This is a genomic window from Roseibium sp., assembly GCF_051016195.1.
Classification (GTDB): domain Bacteria; phylum Pseudomonadota; class Alphaproteobacteria; order Rhizobiales; family Stappiaceae; genus Roseibium.
On the sequence record NZ_CP134616.1, the window covers coordinates 76648 to 99722 of the forward strand.

The window sequence follows — 23075 nt, forward strand, 5'->3', positions numbered from 1 at the left end:
GTTCAGTGACCTCGCGCTGAATGAGCGGCCGAAGGAGGGGTAAATGCCCATCAAAGACATACTCACCATTCTCGACCTTGCGGGCGATCAGCCTGCTGCAAAATACGCATTGGAATTCGGCCGGACGCATGATGCGCACGTGACCGGGCTCGCCCTTGCGTTCGAGCCTGTCGTGCCAGCTTTCGCGGCGGCCCCCATGCCGGTCGATTACATGCAGGCAGCCCACGAACAGGCAATTGCAGCGGCCAACGAAGCCAAGAAGGACTTCGACGAGCTTGCGCGCCTTGCCGCCGTCAACAACGAAAGCCGCATCGCGGAGATCCTGACCGGTGGCCCCCTCGATAACGTACTGGTTCACTGCCGGCCGACCGATCTGGTGGTGATCGGGCAGACCAATCCGGATCGTCCAGAACCGATGCGGGAGCTTCTTATCGAAACGGTTCTGTTCGAAAGCGGCGTGCCCGTCCTGTTGGTTCCCTATATCGGCAGCAATGCCTTTCAGCCCAAGAACGTGCTGGTCGGCTGGGATGGCAGCTCGACGGCCACGCGGGCCATTCACTCGGCGCTTCCCGTTTTGGAGAAGGCCGACAAGATCACCGTTCTCGTGATCGAGAAACGGGCGCAGTCGGATCAGGGCCAGCCTGGCGCGGACGTTGCCAACTACCTTGCGCGGCACAACATGAATGTCACGGTCGAAGTGGTCACCAATCCGCAGACGGGGGTCGCTGACGCCGTGCTCAACCAGGTGTCCGACAACGGCCATGATCTTGTTGTCATGGGCGGCTATGGGCACAGCAGGATGCGCGAGTTCCTGTTCGGCGGGGCGACACGCGAAATCCTGGAAGCGATGACGGTCCCGGTGCTTATGGCGCACTGAGCCGTCTTGGCCCGATATTGTCCCGCGGATCGGAGGCGAACCGGTCCGCGGGACACTTTTTTTGTCTTAAAACTCGGATAGGCTGCGATTCCGTTGATCTGTGAAAAGGCCTTTTTTCCGTGAGCATTCGCAATCTTGAAGGTTTCTTCTCGCCGAAATCCATCGCCGTTCTCGGACCGTGCCGGCACCCGGGCCCGATCACGGCCAGGCTTCTTGAGTGCCTGCAATCGTTTGAGCCCGGTCACGCCGTTTCCCTTGTTGGAATAGACACAGATGTTTCCATCGCGGGATCGAGATACACGTCGCTCGAAGAACTTCCGCACATGCCCGACCTGGCAATCTACCTGGGCCAGGCCGAGGCTCTTCCGGAGACGATTGAAAAGCTCGGATCGGGTGGAACGCGCGCCGTTCTGATCCCGTCTCCGGGTTATGAAACCTGGCCTGAGGACCTGATGCAGGCATGCAGGGAATCGGCGCGTAATTTCAACCTGCGCCTGATCGGCCCTGGAACGCTCGGGATCGCGGTCCCCTCTTCCAGTCTCAACGCCCTGCTCAGCGCGGAAGCCCCGGCACGGGGCGACATCGCATTCTTTTCCAGGTCCAGCGCTGTGCTGAATGCGACTCTGTCCTGGGCGAAAACCCACAACACCGGGTTTTCCGCAGTGGTGTCGCTAGGTGCGCGCATTGATGTCGATCTTGGCGACCTGATCGACTATTTCGCCCAGGATTACCGCACGCGCTCCATCGTGTTGCATCTGGAGGGGATCGCTTTTCCCAGGAAATTCATCTCCGCAGCCCGGGCTGCGGCGCGCAGCAAACCGGTGATCGTCATCCGGTCGGGCAAGAGCCTGGATACCGGGGGATCAGGCCGCACCCATGCCGGCAGGTTGGCAACCACCGATCTCGTTTACGAAACCGTGTTCCGCCGCACCGGTCTGCTTCGGGTCTACGATCTTGACGAGATGTTCGAAGCGCTCGAAACGCTGTCCCACATTCGCGTGCCGAAGTGCAACGAGATCGCCGTGATCGCGAATGGGCGCAGCCTGGCCAGTCTTGCGGTCGATCGGCTGCAGGATCTTGGCGGGCAGTTCGCGACACTCAGCGAAGAAACGCGGAATACGCTCCAACCGGTGAGCCGGCGCGCGTCAGATCTCGACGCCACGGCTGCGTCGGGCGGTTCGGTCATCCTGACGGAGGACGTCACACCGGAAGACATCTCGTCGGCCATTACCGCGGTGCTCAAGGACCCGTCCGTCGACGGCGCGGTCGTGCTTCAGGCGGCCAGCGCCTTCACACCGCTGAAATCCATCGCCGAAGCGGTCATCAACGCATCCGCGACAGACAAAAGGCGGACCGGCCGGAAAAAGGCGCTAGTCGCCGGTCTGATCGGGAGCGACGGCGCGATCCGGGCAGAACTGACTGCCGCGAAGATACCCAATTATGCCAGTCCGGCCGAGGCGGCGCGCAGCCTCATGCATCTGGCGCACGACGCGCAGTCGCGCGCGTTCCTGATGGCGGTTCCGCCAAGCTTGCCCACAAGCTTTTCGCCCGATGTCGCGCGCGCACAGGCCATTGTTGAAACTGCGCTCGCACAACACAGGACCTGGCTCGATCCGGAAGCTGTCTGCGAAGTCCTGAAGGCCTACCAACTGCCGATCATGGAAACTCGGATGGCTGCAACAGCCGAGGAAGCAGCGGAACTGTCCGCTGGGTTTTTCGAAACGTTCCCGCATTGCGTTGCAAAGCTCGTTTCCCCCGATCTGCCGTTCAAGTCCCGCATCGACGGCGTCCGCCTCGGCCTTGACCATCCCGAAGGGGTGCGCGCGGCAGCGATGGAACTGATCGAAAACACCAAAAGGGACTATCCGGGAGCGGCCATTGCCGGGATTTCCGTTCATCCGATGCTCGAAGACCGGCACGGGATGGAGCTTTACCTCGGCCTTGCCGAAACCCGCGAATTCGGTCCGGTTCTCGTTTTCGGCCACGGCGGGACATCGATCGAGGAAAGCCGGGACATCGCACTCGAACTGCCTCCGCTCGACCTCAAGCTGGCACAAGCGCAAATCGACCGGACACAGATCTCAAAACTGCTCGCAGGCGGCCCCTCCCGGCCTGCCCTCGACAAGGAGGCCCTGGCGCAGGCCCTGGTCAAACTGTCGCAAATCACCATAGACATTCCGGAGATCCAGGAGCTCGATATCAATCCACTCGTCGCGTTGCCCTCCGGGCTGATCGGCCTCGATGCGCGCATGACCCTTTGCCATCCTGAAAGACGCCCGGGCAGAACGGGCGCTTCCCGGCTTGCGATTGCTCCCTATCCCCAGGAATGGGAGCAGACGCTTACGCTCAAAGGCGATCGTGACGTCTTCGTGAGACCGGTCCGGCCGGAGGACGAGGAACTGTTCAGAACCTTCTTCGAAGCGATCACACCGGAAGATCTGCGGCTTCGCTTCTTCGCACCTGTGAGGGACTTCAGCCACCGGTTTCTTTCCCGGCTCACCCAACTCGATTACGCGCGCGCAATCGCCTTTGCCGCGGTCGATCCGGCAACCGGGGATCTGCTCGGCGTCGTCCGCCTTCACGCCGATCCGGATCACCAGACAGGCGAATATGCCGTGATGGTGCGCTCCGACCTCAAAGGCGTCGGCCTTGGTTGGGCGCTGATGAAACTCATCATCCGTTACGCCAAGGTGGACGGGATCCGGACCATCAAGGGGGAGGTCCTGAAGGAAAACACCTCGATGATCTCCATGTGTCAGGCACTCGGGTTTACGGTCGGAACCTCGCCAGATGACCCTGGCATCGCGCTTGTGACCTTGACCGTCGGAGATGTTCCGGTCGACGATTGAAACTGTCACTCGATTTTCGATCAAATTCTGGCTTAGTCTAAGTGTGCGAGTTTGCTGGAGGGGGACCGAATATGGACAGCAAGGCAAAGAGGATCCTGGGAGCGGTTTCAATTCCCTCCTTCATGATCGGAACAGACTTCACCGGCGCCATGCTGTTGGTAACCCCAATCGAACAGGAATACTCGGTCGATATCACGACAACGCAATGGGTTTTGAACGCCTATGCGCTCACGCTTTCGATGGGACTGGTTGCGGGCGGACGCCTCGGAGACCTGCTCGGACACCGCCGATATGTTCTGATAGGTCTCGGCATCTTTTTCCTTGCTTCCCTCGGCTGCATTCTCGCGCCGGATGTCAACACGCTGATTTTTGCACGGGCTGCCCAGGGTGTCGGGTCGGCACTCATATGGCCCTGCATACTGGCGCTGGCGGCCACCTCGGTCGAAGAAGACGAGCGCGGCAAGGCCATGGGCATTCTGATGGGGACGGTCGCGGCCGGAAACGTTCTGGCACCCTTCATTGCCGGGTCGCTCTCCGCGCTCGGAGACTGGCGCGGCTTCTTCGTCTTCAACGCCATCTTCGCGGTCATCGCCGCTGCCCTGATCTTCCGTTTCATAGACCGCGAAAAAAATCATGCGACCAACGAAGCCGTCGATGTAACCGGCATGGCAGTGCTTGCAGTCGCGGTCTTCTGCCTGCTGTTCGCCCTGGACACGGGTGCCGACAATGGCTGGCTATCGGTTCCGACCTTGCTGCTTCTCGCTGGTTCCATTGCGTTTTTCGTCGCCTTCCCGTTTGTCGAGCAGCGCGTCAAGGACCCGATGATCCCGCTTTCGATGATGCGCAACCATCAGTTCGTGCGAACGCTCGCGCTCAACGGTCTGCCAGCCGTCGTCCTTTTTCTCTGCCTGCTCTACCTGCCACAATACATGCAGAAGGTGCTCGGCTGGTCGATCTTCTGGAGCTCGATGGGCATGCTGCCGCTTGCCGTCGTGCTGGCAACGATGAACCTCCTGGTCGGCAACTATTACAACGCGATCGGGCCAAGAAAACTGATGGCGGCGGGCAATGCCTGTCTCATCCTCGGCTGCGTCCTGATGCTGTTCCTGCAAACGTCCTGGGGTTATGCAGCGCTCATCCCGGTGATGCTCGTTGTCGGTCTCGGCGGCGGGCTGGTGTTCGGTCCTGCAGGCACCGCAGCTGTTAACGCGGTCGGCGCGAAGGGCGCAGGCCTCGCAGGCGGCCTCTCCTTCATGTTTCATCTCGGGCTCGGAGCGATCGGTATCGCCTGCGCGACGGCCATGATGTTCGTGGCGGCAATCCGTAAGGTCGAAGCGGTCACATCGGCGGCCAGTGTCAGCTTAAACGCCGGAGACTTGCGCGTGCTGGCAGCCGGGACACTTGAAGACCCGGCCGTCAAGGCGATCACGGGCCGTTTTTCAGGCAGCGAAGCGGAAGCGGTCACGAATGCCGTGCGCGACTCCTTTGCGACGGGCCTTCATGCGGCTTTCTGGTTCGGTCTTGCGGTTGCGATTGCCGGTCTTGTGATTGCAATCAGCATCGACGAGAGCAAGCTCAAAACCGACGCACCCGAAGAGGAAGCGGCTGAAATCTGATCGCAAAACCCGTCAGCCATTTGCCTCGGCCGCGCTGCGCAACTGGCTCAGCGTGGCTGCCGGCGTGATCGCTTCGGGATCGAGCATCAGATGCAGGATTGCGGGTTTGCCGGATTCGCGCGCAGCAACAAAGGCGGGGCCGAACTCCCCGGTCGTCTCCACCCGCGCACCAAACGCGCCATAGCTCTCAGCCAATGCGGCGAAGTCCGGATTGACGAGCCGTGTTGCCGACGGGCGTCCGGGATAGGTTTTTTCCTGATGCATCCGGATGGTGCCGTAAATTCCGTTATCAATGGCGAGCACAATAATGCCGGCGCCGTCCTGGCAGGCGGTTCCGAATTCCTGCATCGTCATCTGAAGGCAGCCGTCACCGGCGAAACAGACCACTTCTCTCTCCGGAAACATCAGTTTGGCGGCAACAGCAGCCGGCAGTCCATAGCCCATGGAGCCTGATGTCGGCGCCGCCTGCGTTCCGTACCGGCGGAAGCGGTGAAAGCGGTGCAGCCAGGTCGCGTAGTTTCCCGCTCCGTTGGTGCAGATCGCATCTTCAGGCAGGTTTGTTTCCAGCCAGTCCATGACACCAGACATCTGCATTTTTCCAGGGATCTCGGGTCGCGCACCGGACCAGTCCAGATAGTCCTGGTGCGCATCCTTCGCTGCCCCTGCCCAGTTGACCTCATTCGGTGGCTGCAAGCCTTCGGCGGCCTTGCAGAATGCGGTCGGGCTGGCGTTGATCGAAAGATCGGCCCGGTAAACGCGACCGAGTTCTTCCGGGTCGGCGTGAACATGCACCAGCGTCTGTTCCGGTGTCGGAATGCCCAAGAGGCTGTAGGACTGGCTCGGCATTTCGGACAGGCGTCCGCCCACAAGAAGCACAAGATCAGAATTCCTGACCCTGGCAAGCAGTTTCGGATTGATGCCGATGCCGACATCACCGGCATAGTTGGGATGCAGGTTGTCGAACAGCATCTGGCGTCTGAAGGAGCATGCGACCGGCAGGTCGAACCGTTCCGAAAACCGCGTGAAGGCAGCAACGGCGTCCTTCGACCAGCGGCTGCCACCCAGAATGGCAATCGGGCGCTCGGCGGCCCACAGACGCTTCTGCAGGTCCGCCATCTGCGTCAGCCCGGGATAGGTTTCCACCTGCTCCCAGGCGGCGGGCTGAGCAACCGCTGCCGTTTCAACGAGCATGTCTTCGGGAAGGGCAAGTACGACGGGGCCAGGCCTGCCTGATGTCGCCACATGAAACGCGCGCGAGATCATTTCGGGCACCCTGCCGGCCTGATCGATCTCGGCAACCCATTTCGCGATACCGCCGAACATCTGGCGATAGTCGATCTCCTGGAACGCCTCGCGTTCGCGCATGCCGCGCTCGATCTGGCCGATGAACAGGATCATCGGCGTGGAGTCCTGCGCCGCAATGTGAACGCCCGCCGACGCGTTGGTCGCGCCCGGTCCGCGGGTCACCATGCAGATGCCGGGTTTGCCGGTCAGCTTGCCGTAGGCGTCCGCCATCATCGCTGCGCCGCCTTCCTGACGGCACACGGTAACGGGGATGGACGCATCATAAAGCGCATCAAGGACGGCCAGATAGCTCTCGCCCGGCACGCAAAACACCCGTTCAGCTCCGTGCCGCTCCAGCGCTCCGACCAACAACTGCCCACCGGTTTTCCGGTCCATATCACCCATCCTGATGCTCACAAATTCAAACGGTCATTCTATAGCGTAAGAAACACCGTGCTGTCAGAGCCCGAAATCAGATTTATTTGAAATGGGTTCATTCCAGAATGGATTGATATTTTTATAGTGCTATGGGTGGAGAGAGGGCCGAATTATACATACTCCACACGTCGTCATGCCATGGCAGTGCCATTCGACAGGCTTTCTCGGGCGGAGGTCAATCGGAATGGATTGCAGGGTCAAGCCCTGCAATGACCAACATCTCCACAGCTCGTCATGCCGTGACGGTGCCACTCGATAGGCTTGCCGTGTGGAGGTCAATCGGAATGGATTGCAGGGTCAGGCCCTGCAATGACCTGTGGGTGGAGTGGTCGCCTGTATAAAAAGTCTCCACCCCGTCATGCCATGGCTCGACCATGGCATCCATGCCGTGACGGTGCCACTCGATAGGCTTTCCGAGCAGAGATCGATCGGAATGGATTGCAGGGTCAGGCCCTGCAATGACCTGTGGGTGGAGTGGGCGCCTGCATAAAAAGTCTCCACCCCGTCATGCCATGGCTCGACCATGGCATCCATGCCGTGACGGTGCCACTCGATAGGCTTTCCGAGCAGAGATCGATCGGAATGGATTGCAGGGTCAGGCCCTGCAATGACCTGTGGAGAGAGACGATTAAGACATCCAACCTCCGCACCTTGTCATGCCACAGAAACCATGCCGTTCCTGGTTTACGAACATCGAACCGGCGTATCAGGCATTCAAAAATCGCTTGAGATCGTGCCACTCGGGATTGCCGGCTTCGATCATGTCGATCTTCCATTTCCTCGGCCAGGACTTGATCGCCTTCTCACGTGCAATCGCCTGACCCGCCGCCGGATGTTCTTCGTACCAGACCAGACGCAGAGCGCCGTAGCGTCTGGCAAATCTGGAACCACGACCGCTTTCGTGCTCCAAAAGCCTGCGCAGGAGGTCATTTGTGACACCTGTGTAAAGCGTGCCGTTTTTCCTGCTCGACAATATGTAGACCCAGTACCGCCTCAAAGGCCTATTGAAATGAACGAAATTGTACAGTCAAGTCTTGCAATATATACGTGCAATTTCATTTCGTTTCTTACCCACCAGGGAAATCAGAAGCTTCGCCACGCCATGGCGGTGCCACGCGACGGGTTTCCCGAGTGGAAATCAATCGGAATGGATTGCAGGGTCAGGCCCTGCAATGACCACCAGAGAGAGACGATCAAGACGACCAACCTCCGCACTCCGTCATGCCATGGCTTGACCATGGCATCCATGCCGTGACGGGGCCGCCCGATAGGCTTTCCCGGGCGGAGACCAATCGGAATGGATTGCAGGGTCAAGCCCTGCAATGACCTGTGGGTGGAGTGGGCGCCTGTATGAAAAAGCCTCCACCTCGTCATGCCATGGCTCGACCATGGCATCCATGCCGTCGCGTTGCCACTCGACAGGCTTACCGTGTGGAAACCAATCGGGGTGGATCGCAGGGTCAGGCCCTGCGATGACCCGTGGAGGGAGGGACTTCCTGAAGGAACGCAGGAGCGCAACCGTTTGATCGTCAGACGGGCAAGACCGTCACGACCTGGAATGTGTGCATGTCGCCGTCTTCATCCTTGATGGAAACGTATTCACCCGGGTTGAATGCATGCGCGCCGAAGCGGTAGCCGGCTTCATCGTCATCGTCTCCGTCAATGTCGTAGTGAAACGCCCACGACCCGCCGGGGCGATGGATCAGATGCCCGATTTCTTCTTCCTCAGTACCCCAGAAGCGGCGCACACGGCAGTGATCGCGTTCTTTCTTCCAAAGCTTCGCGTCGATATGGCCGGTCTCGTCAAGCGGCGCCGTGAATTCGTATCCGTGTCTTGCGGACCCTTGAGGGAAGTCCCTGGTCCTCGCGAGATTCAACCTGATCTTCCTCAACGCCGGATAGTCAGTCATCGATTCCTCCTGTAAAGAACTTGGAACCCATTCTTGCCAATTCCCCTTTGCGCACATTGAGAAGAATCAAACCGCAAGGCCGTCGCATAGGGCACAGTCGGCGCGCGTCTTCACAGGATCGAGCATGGATCAATCGCAAAACAGTGTGTTTCAATTCTTCGAGGAGATGGGATCGGATGCCTCGCGCCAACCCGCGTTCGAGCGGATAGATACACATGCCAACGTGATCTTTCTGATCGGTGATCGGGCCTACAAGATCAAGCGTGCGGTCCGGTTTCCTTTCCTCGACTATTCGACGCTTCCGCAGCGCGAAGCGGCCTGCAAGGCGGAAATCACCTTCAACCAGCCGAACGCACCGCAGATCTACCGGGAAGCCCTCCCCGTAACCCGGGAGGACGATGGCCAGCTTGCGCTTGACGGGACCGGTGATCCGGTCGACTGGGTTGTGGTGATGAACCGCTTCGAACGGCAGGGTGAGTTGGACATTCTTGCCGGCAGAATACCGTTTCCAGATCCACTTTCCGACCAGTTGGCACGCATGATGGTCGCCGCACACGAGGCTGCCCCCAGGCGGTCGGGGAGCGGTTTCTTCGACGAACTGGAAAGCTACATCGAGCAGAACGAGGCGGCGTTTCACGAACACCCGGACCTTTTCCCGGTCGAAGAGGTGCGCCACCTCAGCGAACAATCGAGACACCTGCTCGCGTCGCTGCGCGAACTCATCTTGAAGCGCGGAGAGATGGGGCTGATCCGCCGCTGCCATGGCGATGCGCATTTGCGCAACATCGTTCTGATCGACGAAGAGCCGGTGCTGTTTGACGCGGTCGAATTTTCAGACGCGATTGCAACAGGAGATGTGCTCTACGATCTTGCCTTTCTGCTTATGGACCTTTGGGAACGCGGACAATCCAGATCGGCGAACCGTGTCTTCAACCGTTACCTGGACCAGAGCCGGCTCGACACGCACGCCGAAGGTCTGGCCGCGCTGCCGTTCTACCTGATGATGCGGGCCGCGATCCGCTCCAAGATTGCGGCAAGTGCGGCCTTGGCCCAGAGCGATCCCGGGCAACAGGACACCCAAAAGACACTTGCGCAAACCTATTTCGGTTTCGCACAGTCGTTTCTGGAGCCGTCCCGGCCGGACCTTATCGCAATCGGCGGCCTCTCGGGAACCGGAAAGACAACCCTCGCCTACGAACTGGCTCCCGACATCGGGCGCGCGCCCGGTGCCCGTGTTCTCAGGACCGATGTCATGCGCAAGCGGCTGCTCGATATCCCGGAAGAACAGCCGGCGCCCAAAGACGCCTACACCAAGGAAGCCTCGAATCGCGTTTACGCGGAAATCGACCACGCCATCCGGACCGTTCTGGCTGCGGGTCATTCCGCGATCTTCGACGCGGTTTTCGCTTCAGAAAACGAACGCGAGAAGATCAGGCGGATCGCAAACAGCGTTGAGGCGGGCTTTACGGGGCTCTGGCTGACCGCTCCTGCCGGCACGCTGAAGGACCGTGTGTCCCGCCGCTCCGGGGATGCATCCGATGCAACCACCGCAGTGGTCGATACCCAGTTGGGTTACGAGACAGGCAAGATGACGTGGGCGGAAATCGATGCCTCACAGAGCCCCGAGCAGACCGCCGAGGCTGCCCGCGAAGAGCTCCCTTGAAAAAGATCTAGGGTACGTACCCCTAGAGACCGCCGGCGCGCAGCGCGGCGGCTGCGGCGGTTGCGCAAAAGACTGCGATGTATTCCTTCTTGACCCTGAGCTGGACGGCGACAGCCACGATGATGCAGAGACCGACAACCAGCCCGCCCTGCAGGATGATCGGCAGGATCGTCGAGACGATGATTGCGCCTGGCAGCGCTTCCAAACCGCGCCGGATCCTGGGCGTGACATTGACGCGCCCCATGACCCAATAGCCACCGGCGCGGAGTGCATAGGTCACCGCCGCCATGCCGAGAATGGCAAACAGAACCATGGTGTCGGCTGAAAAGGCTCCCTCAGTCATCGAGATAAGCCCCCGCGATTGCACCCGCGAACGCACCGGTAAAGATGCCCCAGTAACCGTCAAAAAGCACCCAGGTCACCCACGCCACACCACCAGCGATCGCCCAGCTGTAGGTCTGCCGCTTGCCCTTCCAGAGCGGCACGAGCAGAGCAGCGAAAAAGGCGGGCAGAACCAGATCGAGGCCAAAGGTCTTCGGATCGGAAATCAGGCTGCCCGCGAAATATCCCGGGATCACGGACAAGGACCAGACCGACCAGACGACCAGTCCGCTGCCGAGATAAATGCCCCAGTCACGCTCCCCCTTGTCGTATTGCGCCAGAGTCAGAAGCCAGTTGATGTCTGTCAGGAAAAACAGCGCCGGGTAAGTCTGTTGGCCGGGCAGTTGCCCGAGCCAGGGTCTGAGGCTCGCACCGATCAGCAGCATGCGCATGTTGACTGCCGCGGTGACACCGATCATGGCAATGAGTGTTCCCTGATCCAATGGTTCCTTGAAAATCTCCATCGCGACGAACTGGCTCGCCCCGGCATAGACGAGCGAATTCATCAAAAGCGTCTCCAGAAAGGTCAGACCCTTTTGCGCCGCGACGGTGCCGAAGACAGCACCGAACACAATGATGCCGGGGAACACAGGCACACACATGAGAGCGCCCCGAACGCAGCCCTGCAGGCTGAGGGTGACATTTTTTTCAAGCATTTCCGACCAAGACGCGTTTGGAGCAAGCCCAAATGAGGCAGAGCACTATCGCGGCAATTTCGATTTTGAACCAATGAAAGCTTTTGATCCAAGTATCACGGACGTTTCTGTCTAGGCCAGCCGGCAAACCCGGGAACCGGCTCAAATTGCCCCATCTCATTCAAAAGAGCTCTAGGTGATGGACCCATAAATGAGACTGAAATGGCATGCGAAATGGCGAAATCCCGTTAGGAAGCGTGTGCGGAGCGGGCTTCCTGCCCGGTCAAGCGCGGTGACGCTGCAAGGAGCAGCCATTTTGCCGTCCTTCGGATTTGGCCTTTTGGCCATCTGCCACGTCGCGAAAGGCTTGAAAATGAACCACATTTCCTGCGCTTTCGCTTCTCGCAGTTGGTCAAAGCGATCCAAACCAAATTGACTTCATTTATGAGTTCGTGCCCTAGTCACCTGAATCTGAAGTTCGACTCATTTTGCAGCGGACTTCGAACGAACTTCAGATTCAAGAAGGTGACTAGCAAGTCTATGTTTCTAGTGCGGTTTACGAATTTGAAGTTCGCTTCGGGGTCTGCTGAAACAATGATGCGAACTTCAAATTCACCGCACTAGAAGAAAACGTCGTAGATCATGCGAAGTCCGGTGAATCCGAGGAACAGCGCAAAGACCAGCTTCAGTTTCGACGGATCAATGGCGTGGGCGATCCTGGCACCGAGCGGCGCTGTCAGGGTTGAGGCCGGGATGATCAGCAGAAACCCGATCAGGTTGACGTAGCCCAACGAGAGGGGCGGCCTGCCGTCGAGATCGAAGCCGAAATAGATAGACAGCAAGGTCCCGGGGACCGCGATGATCAGGCCAATCGCAGCCGCGGTACCGACGGCCTTTCGGATCGGGTAGTTGAACAGCGTCAGCGTCGGCACACCGAGCGTCCCGCCGCCAATTCCCATCATCACCGATATACCGCCGATCAGGAAACCGAGAACCTCCCGGAACGGAGATCCGGGCAGTTTTTCGGCAAGGTGCGATCCGTCTTTTCGAAAGATCATGTTCGCCGAAACGGCAAGGGCGACAATGCCAAAGACCAGGGTCAGCGCACCGCCGGAGATGTTACCGGCAAGCGTCGCCCCCGCCAGGACACCCAGGGCGATCGCCCACCACCAGCGTTTGAGCAACTCCATGTCGACGCTGCCGCGGTTATAGTGCGCGCGCGCGGAGGACGCGCCGGTTGCCAGAATTGTCGCCAGCGAGGTTCCGACCGCAACATGCATCAGGACAGACGGGTCGATCTTCAGCGCGGTAAACATGTAGTAGAGCACCGGAACGATCACGATCCCGCCGCCAACGCCGAGCAATCCTGCGATGATGCCCGCCACCACGCCTGTGGCCAGGAGTGAAACCGCCAACAGGCCGAGCGAAACGAGGCTGAGATCTTCCAACTTTACGTCCTTTCAAGAGCCGATGCACCGGATCACCGGCATGCAAGCAATTGCTTTTAAGGCAAGCCGGACCGGTTTTGCCAGCCGGATCTCACAACAAATGGTTCCGATGATCAAAGAAGCGCTTGATGTCCCCCGGGATTGCGGACAGTGTGCGACGCTAAGGGATCGGGAGGAGACATGTCCGAACACTGGCTCGCGCTATACACCTTCGCGCAATTCCGGACGCGCGCGGACGATCCGGTCAATGACGAATTCTTCAGCAGCGAACCGGTGATCTGGGCCGCGATGGAACGCGCCGACGGGTTCATCGCGCGGGCCGGATACGAGGACGAGCCCGGCACGGACATCTGGGGCGAACAGGTTTTCCCGAAATACTGGACCGACAATGGCGACGGCTGGGCCCCGTCAACGATTTCGCTCTGGCAGGACCTGGAAGCGGCGCTGGCCGCGGTCTATCGCGGCGTTCATGCCGACATCATGCGCCTCGGTCATCTGTTTCAGAGCGATACCGCCGACTATCCGCCCTATGTCCTTTGGTGGGTGCCGAAGGAGCATCAGCCGGACTGGGAAGAGGCCGTCGAGCGCCTGGAGCTTCTCGGCGATGACGGACCGAGCGCAGACGCGTTCACATTCAAGGCTGCGTTTTCCCCGAACGGAAAACCGGTGGTCGTCGACACCGACCGGTCCCGCAGCATCGCGGAACACAATCGCCTGCGTGCGGATCTGCCCAAATCCGTGCAGTAGCGATTGTTCAAAAATCGATGACTAATCGTCAAATTTCTCCGCGATTGTCAGAACATGCTTTCATACCGATCTTAGTCCCAACAGCGCACGGCTTGCCCGTGCCCCAGTTGGGAAAGGATTGACACATGAACCAGATTTTCCGCCCTTCAGACGCCCGCGGCGATGCCGATTTCGGCTGGCTGAAAAGCAAGCATACGTTTTCATTCGGGTCCTATTTTGATCCGAACCACATCGGCTTCGGCGCCCTGCGCGTGATCAACGAGGACCGGGTTGCTCCGTCCGGCGGGTTTCCGACCCATCCGCACCAGAACATGGAGATCGTCTCCTACGTCGTTTCCGGCGGTCTGGAGCACAAGGATTCGCTCGGAACCGGCTCGGTGATCCGCCCAGGCGATCTTCAGCGCATGAGCGCGGGCACCGGCGTGCGCCACAGCGAATACAATCACTCGAACACCGACCCGGTTCACTTCCTGCAGATCTGGATCGTGCCGGAAGCAGACGGCCTCGCACCCAGCTATGAGCAAAAAGCATTTCCGGAAGGCGAGCGCCAGGACACGCTCCGGCTGATAGGATCGCGCGACGGGCGCGAGGGTTCCGTGGTCATCCATCAGGATGTGGACCTCTATGCGTCCTTGCTCTCTGCGGACAAGAGCGTTGCCTTCGAGATCGAGCCCGGCCGGAAGGTTTGGCTGCAGATCGTCAAGGGCAAGATCAGCGTCAACGGTCAGGCGCTCACCGCCGGCGACGGGTTCGGCCTTCTCGATGCGGGCGCGATCAATCTGGCCGCACAGGAAAATGCGGAGTTCCTGCTGTTCGACCTCGCAGCGTAACCATCAGGGAGGGGCGCATCCCCTCCCTGACCTTTTCTGTTCAAATTCACCGACAATCTGACCTCACCTGCCCGTTTCAGACTGATCCGGACAGGTGATCGCATCCGTATCAGACACGAGCGGGGGCTCGAATCGGGAGGCAGGCATGTCCGGAACGACTTCTCCATCCATCACGCTCGAACGCCAGGGCGCCAAGGGGCGCTACGTCGCGCTGGTCGACGGCATCGACGAGCCCGCGGAACTGACCTTTTCCATTGTCAATGATCACCTGATCATCGCGGATCACACGGGTGTGCCCGATGCCATGCGCGGCATGGGCATCGGCAAGGCGCTCGTGGAACACCTCGTTGCGGATGCCCGGGAAAAACAGATCAAGATTGTTCCCCTGTGCCCTTACGTGAATGCACAAAGGCAGAAACATCCCGAATGGGCGGATGTCTTCCAGGGCTAGATTCTGATGCAGCGATCGGCCGGGTACGTGGCCCGCGCCCTGACAATTTGCACCGCTGTCCGCGTCAGCTTTGCGGTTGGGCGTCCGCCTGCAAGGTCGCGCAGCCCCTGACCGACAGGAGCGCTTCGGTAAGCGTTTCGCCTGCCTGCCTGAACGCTGCCTCGGTGATATCGGGCCCGGCAGAACCAAGGTTCGCCGCCGCTGCTTTCAGGTCCCTCAAAGTCCGGTTGAGCTCCGCGACCTGCAGGGTCAGGGCGCGGTCATCCCTGGCTCCAGCCGTTTCCAGCTGGTCAACAAGGGCAGCGACCCGTCCGTCGACCGATTGCAATTGCTCCTTCAGCGCCGCCGGTGTCATCTCCAGCTTTGCAAGCGCGGCTTCCGTGACCGTCCCGGCAATCCGCTCGCTCGCCTGATCGACGCGGTTGAGCACCACGATGACCAGAACACAGGCAACGATGACAAGAAGCGCGGTCGCGTTGACGCAGGCCAGCAGCAGCTGTCCGGGCAGGCGTTTCAGACGGGTGGAAAGGGTTGGTGCGGTGGTCATTCGGCGTGTCCTCGATTGACGACGAGGGCTTTGCCTGGTGTGGCCGTCAAAGTCGCTGCCCCCTTGGATCCATGAGGGCAAGAGGCAGGGCTGCTGTCAATATCTGCAATTTTAACGAGAAGGCTAAGCAGGAACAAACGCTTGGCTGATACAAGGACTCATCAATCCACAAACGGGTTAACTGTCCATGAGACTGTCAAATATCGCCATCTCAATCGTCTGCGTGTATTCCGCCGCGGCCCTGATGAAAATGGGCAACGAGAAGTACGAGCTCATCAAGGCGGACTTCGGAATCGCCGGCCCGCTCTTCATCCTGGCGACCGGATTCTTTCTCATCATTCTCGGCATCGTTGTGTTCTTCCGCGCATTCCGGAGAGCGTGAAGTGAGGCGTAGAATGCGGGCAATCGCCATTGCGCGATACGGATGGTCACTGAATTGCACGTGAGAGCACCAGTGACGAACCCTGGAGGCGCATGTCTCCCCACGGCAAATCAGCCGCACGGCAAGCGTGCAAAGTGTCTTCAAACAGCAGTGGGCACTTTTTGGAATGGTACAGACGAGTGGATTCGAACCACCGACCTTCGGAGCCACAATCCGACGCTCTAACCAACTGAGCTACGTCTGCAAAGGTCTTGAAGTGGCGCGGACGATACTCGTCCGGGGCGCCATTTGCAAGGGCGTCTTTTAAACCCGTTTCCCTGAACCGGCAAGCGCGAATTTTCGAAAAAAATCGGGGTTGTTGAAAAGCAAAAGCCCGGGGCAGAACCCCGGGCCGAATAGTCTGCCGCATCTAAGCTGCAGCCCAACCTGATCAGTTGACCTTGATATCCTTGAAGGATTTTTCCATGGCTTCCTTGACCGGTGCAGAAACGTCGGTGCCGAGCTTGGTGGCCAGCTCCTGCATTTCCTTGGTCTGCGCGCTCAGAGCGTCGAACTGCTGGCGAGCGAACGTGGACTGGAGCTCGATGGCTTCGGCAACGGTCTTCACGGACATGATGTCCTTGATGAAGTTGAAGGTCGCATCAGCGTTGGTTTTCGCCGCGTCGACAGCCTTGTGGTTGAATTCGACAACGCCCTGGCGGGAGGTTTCGAACGTATCTTCCATCAGGTCGGTCGCGTCTTCAGCAGCGGTCTTGACCTTGGCGTATGCTTCGCGGGCGCTCTCGATGCCTTTTTCGGTGGCTTCGCGGAATGCAGCCGGAACTTCCATTTTCGGCATTGCGAAAGCTTCGAAATCCGGGAAAGCCGGTGCAGCAGCCGGTGCGGCCTTGGCTTTGGTGGTGCGGCTCTTGGGAGCAGCTTTTGCAGTCGTGGTTGCTTCTGTCATGATCTCATCTCCTTATGTCCGGATGCGATCACTGGTGCAAATTCCATTCGCCGGATCGTGTCGCCGGCGAACCCTGTCGTCATCCGCAAACCCTACATAGTGCATGTTTTGCTGCATTGCAATATTTTTTTGCACTGCACAATAAAACTTCCGTTGGGTCCGTCTGGAGTTTCGCAGGACATCAGGTCATCCGCCCCTTGCGTGCATCCGCATCGAAGGTGCGGCACGCTGTTCCCTGAGAGGCACGGAACGCCGACCCGCATCCGGATCGGCGCAGAGCTTTTGCCGCGGAAACCCGTGCCCGGGTTGCCCAAGCCGCCAGCGTGGCGGCGCAGCGGTGTTGCCTGGCGCGGGAGCGCCTATTTCTTCTGGGCGGCCTTCGCGGCATCCTGAACGGCCTTCGTGGCCGAGTTGGAGAACTCGCGCGCCTGCTCGCCAAGGGCTTCCATCTGGCCGCGCAGATAGGTCTGCTGCAGCTTCATCATGTCCTCGACATTGTCGGCCTTGACCAGTTCCTGCGCAAACTTGAAGGCCGCATTGACGTGTTCTTCGGCGTAAGTCAGCGCCTTCTTGTTGACATCCGCAGCGCCCGCCTGCACGGCATTCGCGCTGTCTTCGACATTGGTGACTGCCTTGTGCGTCGCGCCCATGAAATCGTCAAACGCCTTGCGTGCCTGGTCGACGCTCTTTTCCGCGAAATCGCGCATTTGCTCAGGGACTTCAAAACCGGTCTTGTCAGTACTCATGTCAGCGCTCCTCGGATGACGGACGGGCCGGTCCGCCTCTTCTCAGTTATAACCTTGCCAAAAATTCGTAACATGCAGATGGCAATCCGGCAAACAAATGGGGACAGATTAACCACGCCTTCATGTAAGTCCTTTAGCAAACTTGCTTTACATGGACGACGCTAAGCTTTGCTTGTATTAACAGAGTGTTTACTCGGGCGGGCAAATTGGAAACAGCCTCGCCAAAATTCGGCACGCCGACCATCGGAGCAACACCATGGACAATCAGACCCAATCGTTCCTGGAACTGTGCGCCATGAATGATCTGGTCCAGCTTGCCGCCGACAAGCGGGCAGCGTGGCTGTGGTCCTCCGACGGGGCCAGGATCCTCTGGTCGAATGCTGCCGGTGCCGCGTTCTTTTCAGCCCAGTCCGTCGCCGATGTCCATGCGCTGACCGCGCTTGAACGTTCGCCCGCGCGCCCGCATATCGCCCGTATCGCCACGTCGGGCCTGACGGACCGCTTCAGCATCGACCGGCTCCGCTTCTACCGCGGTCTCAGGGTCATGCTGCTGACATGCCAGTGCAAGCGGGTCGATCTCGGCAATGGCGAGACGGCGGCCCTGATCGTGTGCAGCGACAAGGGGCTGGCGCTGACCAGGGAACCGATCCCTGCCTTTGCCCATCTTCTGCGCTCGGCGGGCTCGACCGTCTTCCTGGTTTCGAACGGCAAGACGGAGGAGACGCACGGCGCGCTGCAGGGCACACCGAAGATCCTCAGCCTGCCCGAAGGCCAGAAAGTCCTGATCGGCCATCTGGAACTGGACGGCCGCAGCCATGATGGCGGCATGCTGCAGATCCCGGCCGGGCCGCAGATCTACGTGCTGAACGATGCCCCGCGCGAAGAGCCGGTTGAAGACGAAACCGAGCCGCCCGTCGATGATGGCCTCTCGCTCGGGGATCCCGCTGCCGCAGCCACCGCACTTGCGCCTACCCTTGCCTCTTCAGCCTCCGGCGACGTTCCCGGTTTTGAACAGGAAGACGCTGCAACCGGTTCGCAGACGCAGCCTGCGGACCCGGAGGAGACCGACTCTGCCGAAGAGACCGATGGGTCCGCCACGGCACATGAGGAAGCTGTCCCGCAGGAAGAAGACCTTCCCGTCACGGAGAATGCCGCAGAGGCGCCGAGCGCGGATGCCGGCACGGACGAGGACGCCATGTCCGGGGATGCGCGCCTCGACATGGCGGAAGCCGAGACCGCTCCGGAATACGAGGCCGACGAAGACCCGGACCACGAGGCCGCTGATATTGCGCGCGAGCAAACAGAGGCGGAAACTGCGCCTGAGCCAGGGGCGATCGCCGACGCGGTGGCGGAAGAAGATCAGCCGGATACGGATGGTGCCGATGCTCAGGAAAGCGTGACAGCGGAAGATACGACATCTGCCGAACCGGGGCAGACCGGGGACGGATCCGAAGACACATTCGTTTTCCAGCCGCGGCGAAGGCCGGTCCGGTTTGCCTGGAAGATGGATGTCGACCAGCGCTTCACCTTTCTCTCCGACGAGTTTGCCGAGGTGCTCGGCCCCGATGCCACCGATATTGTCGGAAGCACCTGGGAAGACGTGTCCAGCGCGTTCGGTCTCGATCCGCGCGGCAACATCTCCAGAGCACTGGACAGACGCGATACCTGGAGCGGAAAGACGGTGGCCTGGCCTGTAACCGGAGCGGCACTTCGTGTTCCGGTCGACCTCGCCGCACTGCCCGCCTTCGACCGGAACCGGAAATTCGAAGGTTACCGGGGCTTTGGTGTCTGCAGGACATCCGACGCCGTTCAGGATCCGAGCGGGTTCATCCCCCTTCCGGTGCAGGCGCTGGAAAGCGCGGCACAGGACGAGGATCCGGGGCCACACGAAGGCGCCGAAGCAGAGGCATCCGAATTGCTCGATGCGGCAGAGGACGCGGCTGAACCGCCTGCCGAGGCCAACGGCAGCGATCCAGACCCCGAGGCCGTGCCCGAGACCGGGGACCAAGCCGGTGCGGGCGAAGGCTGGGAAGACAGTCAGCACGAAACCTCCGAGACCGAGGCCGGCAGTTCTGATGCCGAAGACCTTGAAGCCGAAGACCGGCAGGAAGCCGGAAGCGACCCTGAAGACGCGAACGCTTCCGAGCGATCTCCCAGTGTCGGCATGGAAGATCCAACAGCAGATATCGACTCCGACGCTGCCGAGAGTGCAGACACGAGTGCTCCTGAAGACCCGCGCGTTGCAGAAGAAACCGGCGACGCCGACGCGGCTTCGTCTTCGCAGGACGATCCTGCCCATCCGGCAGTTGATGCGCCGCAAGAGCCTTCGGAGGCTGCCGATGAGCCCGTCGAGAATGCGGAAGATGGTCAGGAAGAAGAGCAACTCAGCGCGGAAGACCTGAAGCCCGCCAAACCGGACTCCCTCGCAGGCAAGACATTTTTCGGAGCCAGCGCAGCGGCACTTGTCGGGTCACTTGCAAGGTTCAAGGGCAAGAAAGCACCAGAGCCGGCCGCAGCTTCCAATGACCAGGATGATATTCCGGCCGAAGAACCGGCAGAAGAAGTCAGTCTTTCGGAAGATCTGAAGAATGCGGCGGCTGCCCTTGATGCCGGTCTTGAGGACAACGCGCCTCCCGGGGATAGCGGTGAACCATCCGGCGACGACACCCTGGAGGAAGCGGCTGATCTGGAAGAGAGCGCCGAAGCGGAGGAAGTAGCCGGTATCGAGGACGCCTCCGATCTGACGCCGACGGATGAAGATTTGGCTTCGCACGAAGACGAAACCGATGCCGATCCCGCCGAAACCGAAGCCAACCTCCAGGAGGCGGCCTTCCGGCACGAAAACGGGAACTACATTGCCGAAGTCTCGGTTTCCGAACAAAGCGAAGATCAGCCGCAGGAGCCCTCGGACGAGCACGCGCCTGATCCCGACCCGGAAGAGACCCAGGCTGAAGAACCGGTCGGGATAGCCGGACCGGCCCCCTTGAAACCGGCAGAGATCGAGAGCGCGGTGAAGACGCTCGCCAAGTCCTACAAACAGCCGGAGCGCCGTTCTCCGGACCTGTTCGATGAAACCGCCGGCACAGTGGCTGAAGAAGAGACGGTGGCCGACATTCCGGAGGACGCCGCCGAAAGCGGTTTTGAGAACGAGGACGCATCGGCAATCGGCGGCGACACGGCACTCCAATCGGATGACGTGCAGGACGCCACAGCCGCTCTTGAGTCCGTTGATGAAGCCGTCGAAGATGCCGTCAAAGATGCTTCAGCAGCCCTCAAAGACGAAGACACCGATAAAGATCAGCCTAGCGCGGATCTGCTGCCGGATACCGAGGAAGACCCTGCGCTTGACGAGGAGCGCGAGTTTTTCGAGGAAACAGCTGCCTATGAGCATGAGGAGCGCGCCGCAGAAGCTCAAGGTTCGGCTCCCGATGAAGCAGAGCCTGGCCGAAAGACCGGCGAAGTCATTCCTCTTGCGACCGCCCGCCCCCGCGTGGTCCCTGTCGACACGTCCGGCCTGTCGCGCCCGGAACGTCAGGCGTTCCGCAAAATCGCGGAAGCACTTGGAGCGCGCCTGGAAGGTGACCTAGAGGATTTCGAGGCGCCCGACCCGGAAGAGGAGGATATTCCTGACGATCTTCCACCGGAAGTTCCGGAAGCCGGGCCAATCGATCCCAGCCTGCTCGACCGTCTGCCCATCGGAATTGCGATCGTTTATGACCGCGAAGTCCTTTACGCCAACAAGGCGCTTCTTTCGATGCTTGGCTACACGTCGATTGCGGCGCTGTCCGAAGCCGGCGGTCTTGAAGCACTCTTTATTGACGACACCGACGAACTTGCCGACGCGGTGGGCGTCGACGGTGAAGTCGACGAAGCAATGAAAGTGCGTCTCGCGGACGGCGGCGTGCTGACTGTGGATGCACACATGCATTCGGTCCCTTGGAACGGAACGCGAGGCCTGATGATTTCCATCGCCAAACGCGAGATCAAGCAGACACCCGCGGCGGCCGCTCCATCGTCACCCAATTTTTTCGCCGAGGTCCGATCCGAGCTCGACAATGCGCAAGACCAGATCGCCGAAATGGACACGATCCTGGAAACCGCCACGGATGGCGTTCTCGTGCTCGACCAGTACGGCACTATTTTGAAGGTAAACGGGTCCGCCGAGGCGCTGTTCAGTGCCAATCGCGCCGACATGATCGGTGCACCTTTCACGCAGTACCTGGCTCCCGAAAGCAACCGTGCCGCCATGGATTATCTCGACGGACTGTCGCGCAACGGTGTCGCCAGCATCCTCAACGATGGCCGAGAAGTCCTCGGGCAGGTTCCGGCCGGCGGGCTCATACCGCTGTTCATGACGATGGGGCGGATCACCAGCCGCGACGACGATGCCAAGTACTGTGCTGTCCTGCGCGACATCACCCAATGGAAGACGGCCGAAGAGGAACTGACGCAGGCCAAACGTCAGGCAGAGAATGCCAGTTCCCAGAAATCAGATTTTCTGGCCAAGATCAGTCACGAGATCCGCACACCGCTCAACGCGATCATCGGCTTCTCGGAAGTCATGATGGAAGAGCGGTTCGGATCAATCGGCAATGACAGGTACAAGGACTACCTGAAGGACATCCGCACATCCGGCTCGCATATCATGAGCCTGGTCAACGACCTGCTTGACCTGTCCAAGATCGAGGCGGGAAAGCTCGACCTCAAGTTCACGGCGGTTTCGACCAACGACGTGATCAACGAATGCGTGGCGTTGATGCAACCGCAGGCAAACCGGGAACGGGTTATCATCCGGGCCAGCCTGCCGGACTCGGTGCCGGATGTGGTGGCCGACCAGAGGTCGCTGCGGCAAATCGTGCTGAACCTCCTGTCCAACGGCATCAAGTACAACAAGTCCGGCGGCCAGGTAATCCTGTCGACCGCGCTGGAAAGCAACGGTGAAGTTGCGCTGCGGGTGCGCGACACGGGCACCGGCATGACGTCGAAACAGCTCAGTGCCGCGCTGGAGCCGTTCCGGCAGTTGCACACCTCCAGCCGCGGCGGCGGCACGGGTCTCGGGCTGCCGTTGACCAAGGCGCTCGTGGAAGCGAACCGCGCAAGCTTCCATATCGATTCGACACCCGACCAGGGCACGCTTGTCGAAATCATCTTCCCGACCCAACGGGTCCTGTCGGAATAAGGCCTGACCGGACCCGTTGCGCCACAAGGTGCAAACCGTGGCACGGAAAAATCTCTTCCGATGGCCCCGCCTCGACGAAACGGGAAAACATGACCCACTCACGTTTTCGTGATCACGTCCCGTCACGCGCACCGTCCGCCGTCTCC

The 23075-nt window shown here is 60.1% G+C and carries 18 protein-coding genes and 1 tRNA gene; 9 read left to right on the forward strand and 10 right to left on the reverse strand.

Going from position 1 to position 23075, the window contains the following annotated elements; genetic code table 11:
• The first annotated feature begins 43 nt into the window (after positions 1 to 43).
• The 3 genes from RDA78_RS00370 to RDA78_RS00380 all read left to right on the forward strand — a co-directional run bounded on the left by RDA78_RS00370 (position 44) and on the right by RDA78_RS00380 (position 5342).
• Positions 44 to 877, forward strand: a complete 834-nt coding sequence (locus RDA78_RS00370) for a universal stress protein (RefSeq protein WP_434053397.1) — start codon at positions 44 to 46, stop codon at positions 875 to 877.
• 119 nt (positions 878 to 996) lie between these two features.
• Positions 997 to 3726: a bifunctional acetate--CoA ligase family protein/GNAT family N-acetyltransferase gene (locus RDA78_RS00375; protein ID WP_434053398.1), complete on the forward strand. Its 2730-nt coding sequence runs from the start codon at positions 997 to 999 to the stop codon at positions 3724 to 3726.
• Between the two features lie 71 nt (positions 3727 to 3797).
• Complete coding sequence (locus tag RDA78_RS00380; RefSeq protein WP_434053399.1) at positions 3798 to 5342, forward strand: MFS transporter; 1545 nt, start codon at positions 3798 to 3800, stop codon at positions 5340 to 5342.
• A 12-nt stretch (positions 5343 to 5354) separates the two neighbouring features.
• Here RDA78_RS00380 and RDA78_RS00385 read toward each other — a convergent pair whose 3' ends face one another.
• The 3 genes from RDA78_RS00385 to RDA78_RS00395 all read right to left on the reverse strand — a co-directional run bounded on the left by RDA78_RS00385 (position 5355) and on the right by RDA78_RS00395 (position 8974).
• Positions 5355 to 7022 (reverse strand): thiamine pyrophosphate-binding protein, encoded by a 1668-nt coding sequence (locus tag RDA78_RS00385; protein WP_434053400.1) that lies wholly within the window; start codon positions 7020 to 7022, stop codon positions 5355 to 5357.
• 748 nt (positions 7023 to 7770) lie between these two features.
• Positions 7771 to 8037, reverse strand: a complete 267-nt coding sequence (locus RDA78_RS00390) for a GIY-YIG nuclease family protein (protein WP_434053401.1) — start codon at positions 8035 to 8037, stop codon at positions 7771 to 7773.
• Positions 8038 to 8593: 556 nt separating this feature from the next.
• Positions 8594 to 8974 (reverse strand): hypothetical protein, encoded by a 381-nt coding sequence (locus tag RDA78_RS00395; protein WP_434053402.1) that lies wholly within the window; start codon positions 8972 to 8974, stop codon positions 8594 to 8596.
• A 124-nt stretch (positions 8975 to 9098) separates the two neighbouring features.
• On the opposite strand from RDA78_RS00395, the gene RDA78_RS00400 reads away from it, so the two are divergent.
• Positions 9099 to 10637 (forward strand): AAA family ATPase, encoded by a 1539-nt coding sequence (locus RDA78_RS00400; protein WP_434053403.1) that lies wholly within the window; start codon positions 9099 to 9101, stop codon positions 10635 to 10637.
• A 22-nt stretch (positions 10638 to 10659) separates the two neighbouring features.
• Here the strand turns inward: RDA78_RS00400 and RDA78_RS00405 are convergent, their stop codons facing one another.
• From RDA78_RS00405 to RDA78_RS00415, 3 genes are all read right to left on the reverse strand, one after another.
• Positions 10660 to 10980: an AzlD family protein gene (locus tag RDA78_RS00405; RefSeq protein WP_434053404.1), complete on the reverse strand. Its 321-nt coding sequence runs from the start codon at positions 10978 to 10980 to the stop codon at positions 10660 to 10662.
• Entirely contained in the window at positions 10973 to 11674 is a 702-nt protein-coding gene (locus RDA78_RS00410; RefSeq protein WP_434053405.1) for an AzlC family ABC transporter permease, read from the reverse strand. Before RDA78_RS00410 ends, RDA78_RS00405 begins: the two co-directional genes overlap by 8 nt.
• A gap of 599 nt (positions 11675 to 12273) precedes the next feature.
• A complete protein-coding gene (locus RDA78_RS00415) occupies positions 12274 to 13101 on the reverse strand; it encodes a sulfite exporter TauE/SafE family protein (RefSeq protein ID WP_434053406.1) in 828 nt (275 codons plus the stop codon).
• Positions 13102 to 13281: 180 nt separating this feature from the next.
• Between RDA78_RS00415 and RDA78_RS00420 the strand changes: the two genes are divergently transcribed.
• The 3 genes from RDA78_RS00420 (at position 13282) to RDA78_RS00430 (ending at position 15129) form a co-directional block, all read left to right on the forward strand.
• Complete coding sequence (locus tag RDA78_RS00420; protein WP_434053407.1) at positions 13282 to 13848, forward strand: DUF3291 domain-containing protein; 567 nt, start codon at positions 13282 to 13284, stop codon at positions 13846 to 13848.
• A 125-nt stretch (positions 13849 to 13973) separates the two neighbouring features.
• The gene (locus RDA78_RS00425; protein ID WP_434053408.1) at positions 13974 to 14678 is read left to right on the forward strand and encodes a pirin family protein; all 705 of its coding nucleotides are present in this window, start codon (positions 13974 to 13976) and stop codon (positions 14676 to 14678) included.
• Positions 14679 to 14823: 145 nt separating this feature from the next.
• Positions 14824 to 15129 carry a GNAT family N-acetyltransferase gene (locus tag RDA78_RS00430; RefSeq protein ID WP_434053409.1) on the forward strand — a complete coding sequence of 102 codons (306 nt, stop codon included), beginning with the start codon at positions 14824 to 14826 and terminating at the stop codon, positions 15127 to 15129.
• Positions 15130 to 15193: 64 nt separating this feature from the next.
• Here the strand turns inward: RDA78_RS00430 and RDA78_RS00435 are convergent, their stop codons facing one another.
• Complete coding sequence (locus tag RDA78_RS00435) at positions 15194 to 15676, reverse strand: hypothetical protein (RefSeq protein WP_434053410.1); 483 nt, start codon at positions 15674 to 15676, stop codon at positions 15194 to 15196.
• Between the two features lie 187 nt (positions 15677 to 15863).
• Between RDA78_RS00435 and RDA78_RS00440 the strand changes: the two genes are divergently transcribed.
• A complete protein-coding gene (locus RDA78_RS00440) occupies positions 15864 to 16058 on the forward strand; it encodes a hypothetical protein (protein ID WP_434053411.1) in 195 nt (64 codons plus the stop codon).
• A gap of 167 nt (positions 16059 to 16225) precedes the next feature.
• Here the strand turns inward: RDA78_RS00440 and RDA78_RS00445 are convergent.
• The 3 genes from RDA78_RS00445 to RDA78_RS00455 all read right to left on the reverse strand — a co-directional run bounded on the left by RDA78_RS00445 (position 16226) and on the right by RDA78_RS00455 (position 17750).
• Positions 16226 to 16302: transfer RNA gene (locus tag RDA78_RS00445), tRNA-His, on the reverse strand.
• A gap of 186 nt (positions 16303 to 16488) precedes the next feature.
• Positions 16489 to 17004: a phasin gene (locus RDA78_RS00450; protein ID WP_434053412.1), complete on the reverse strand. Its 516-nt coding sequence runs from the start codon at positions 17002 to 17004 to the stop codon at positions 16489 to 16491.
• A 359-nt stretch (positions 17005 to 17363) separates the two neighbouring features.
• On the reverse strand, positions 17364 to 17750 hold the full coding sequence (locus tag RDA78_RS00455) for a phasin (protein ID WP_434053413.1): 387 nt from the start codon (positions 17748 to 17750) through the stop codon (positions 17364 to 17366).
• A gap of 256 nt (positions 17751 to 18006) precedes the next feature.
• Between RDA78_RS00455 and RDA78_RS00460 the strand changes: the two genes are divergently transcribed.
• On the forward strand, positions 18007 to 22929 hold the full coding sequence (locus RDA78_RS00460; protein ID WP_434053414.1) for an ATP-binding protein: 4923 nt from the start codon (positions 18007 to 18009) through the stop codon (positions 22927 to 22929).
• Positions 22930 to 23075 lie beyond the last annotated feature (146 nt).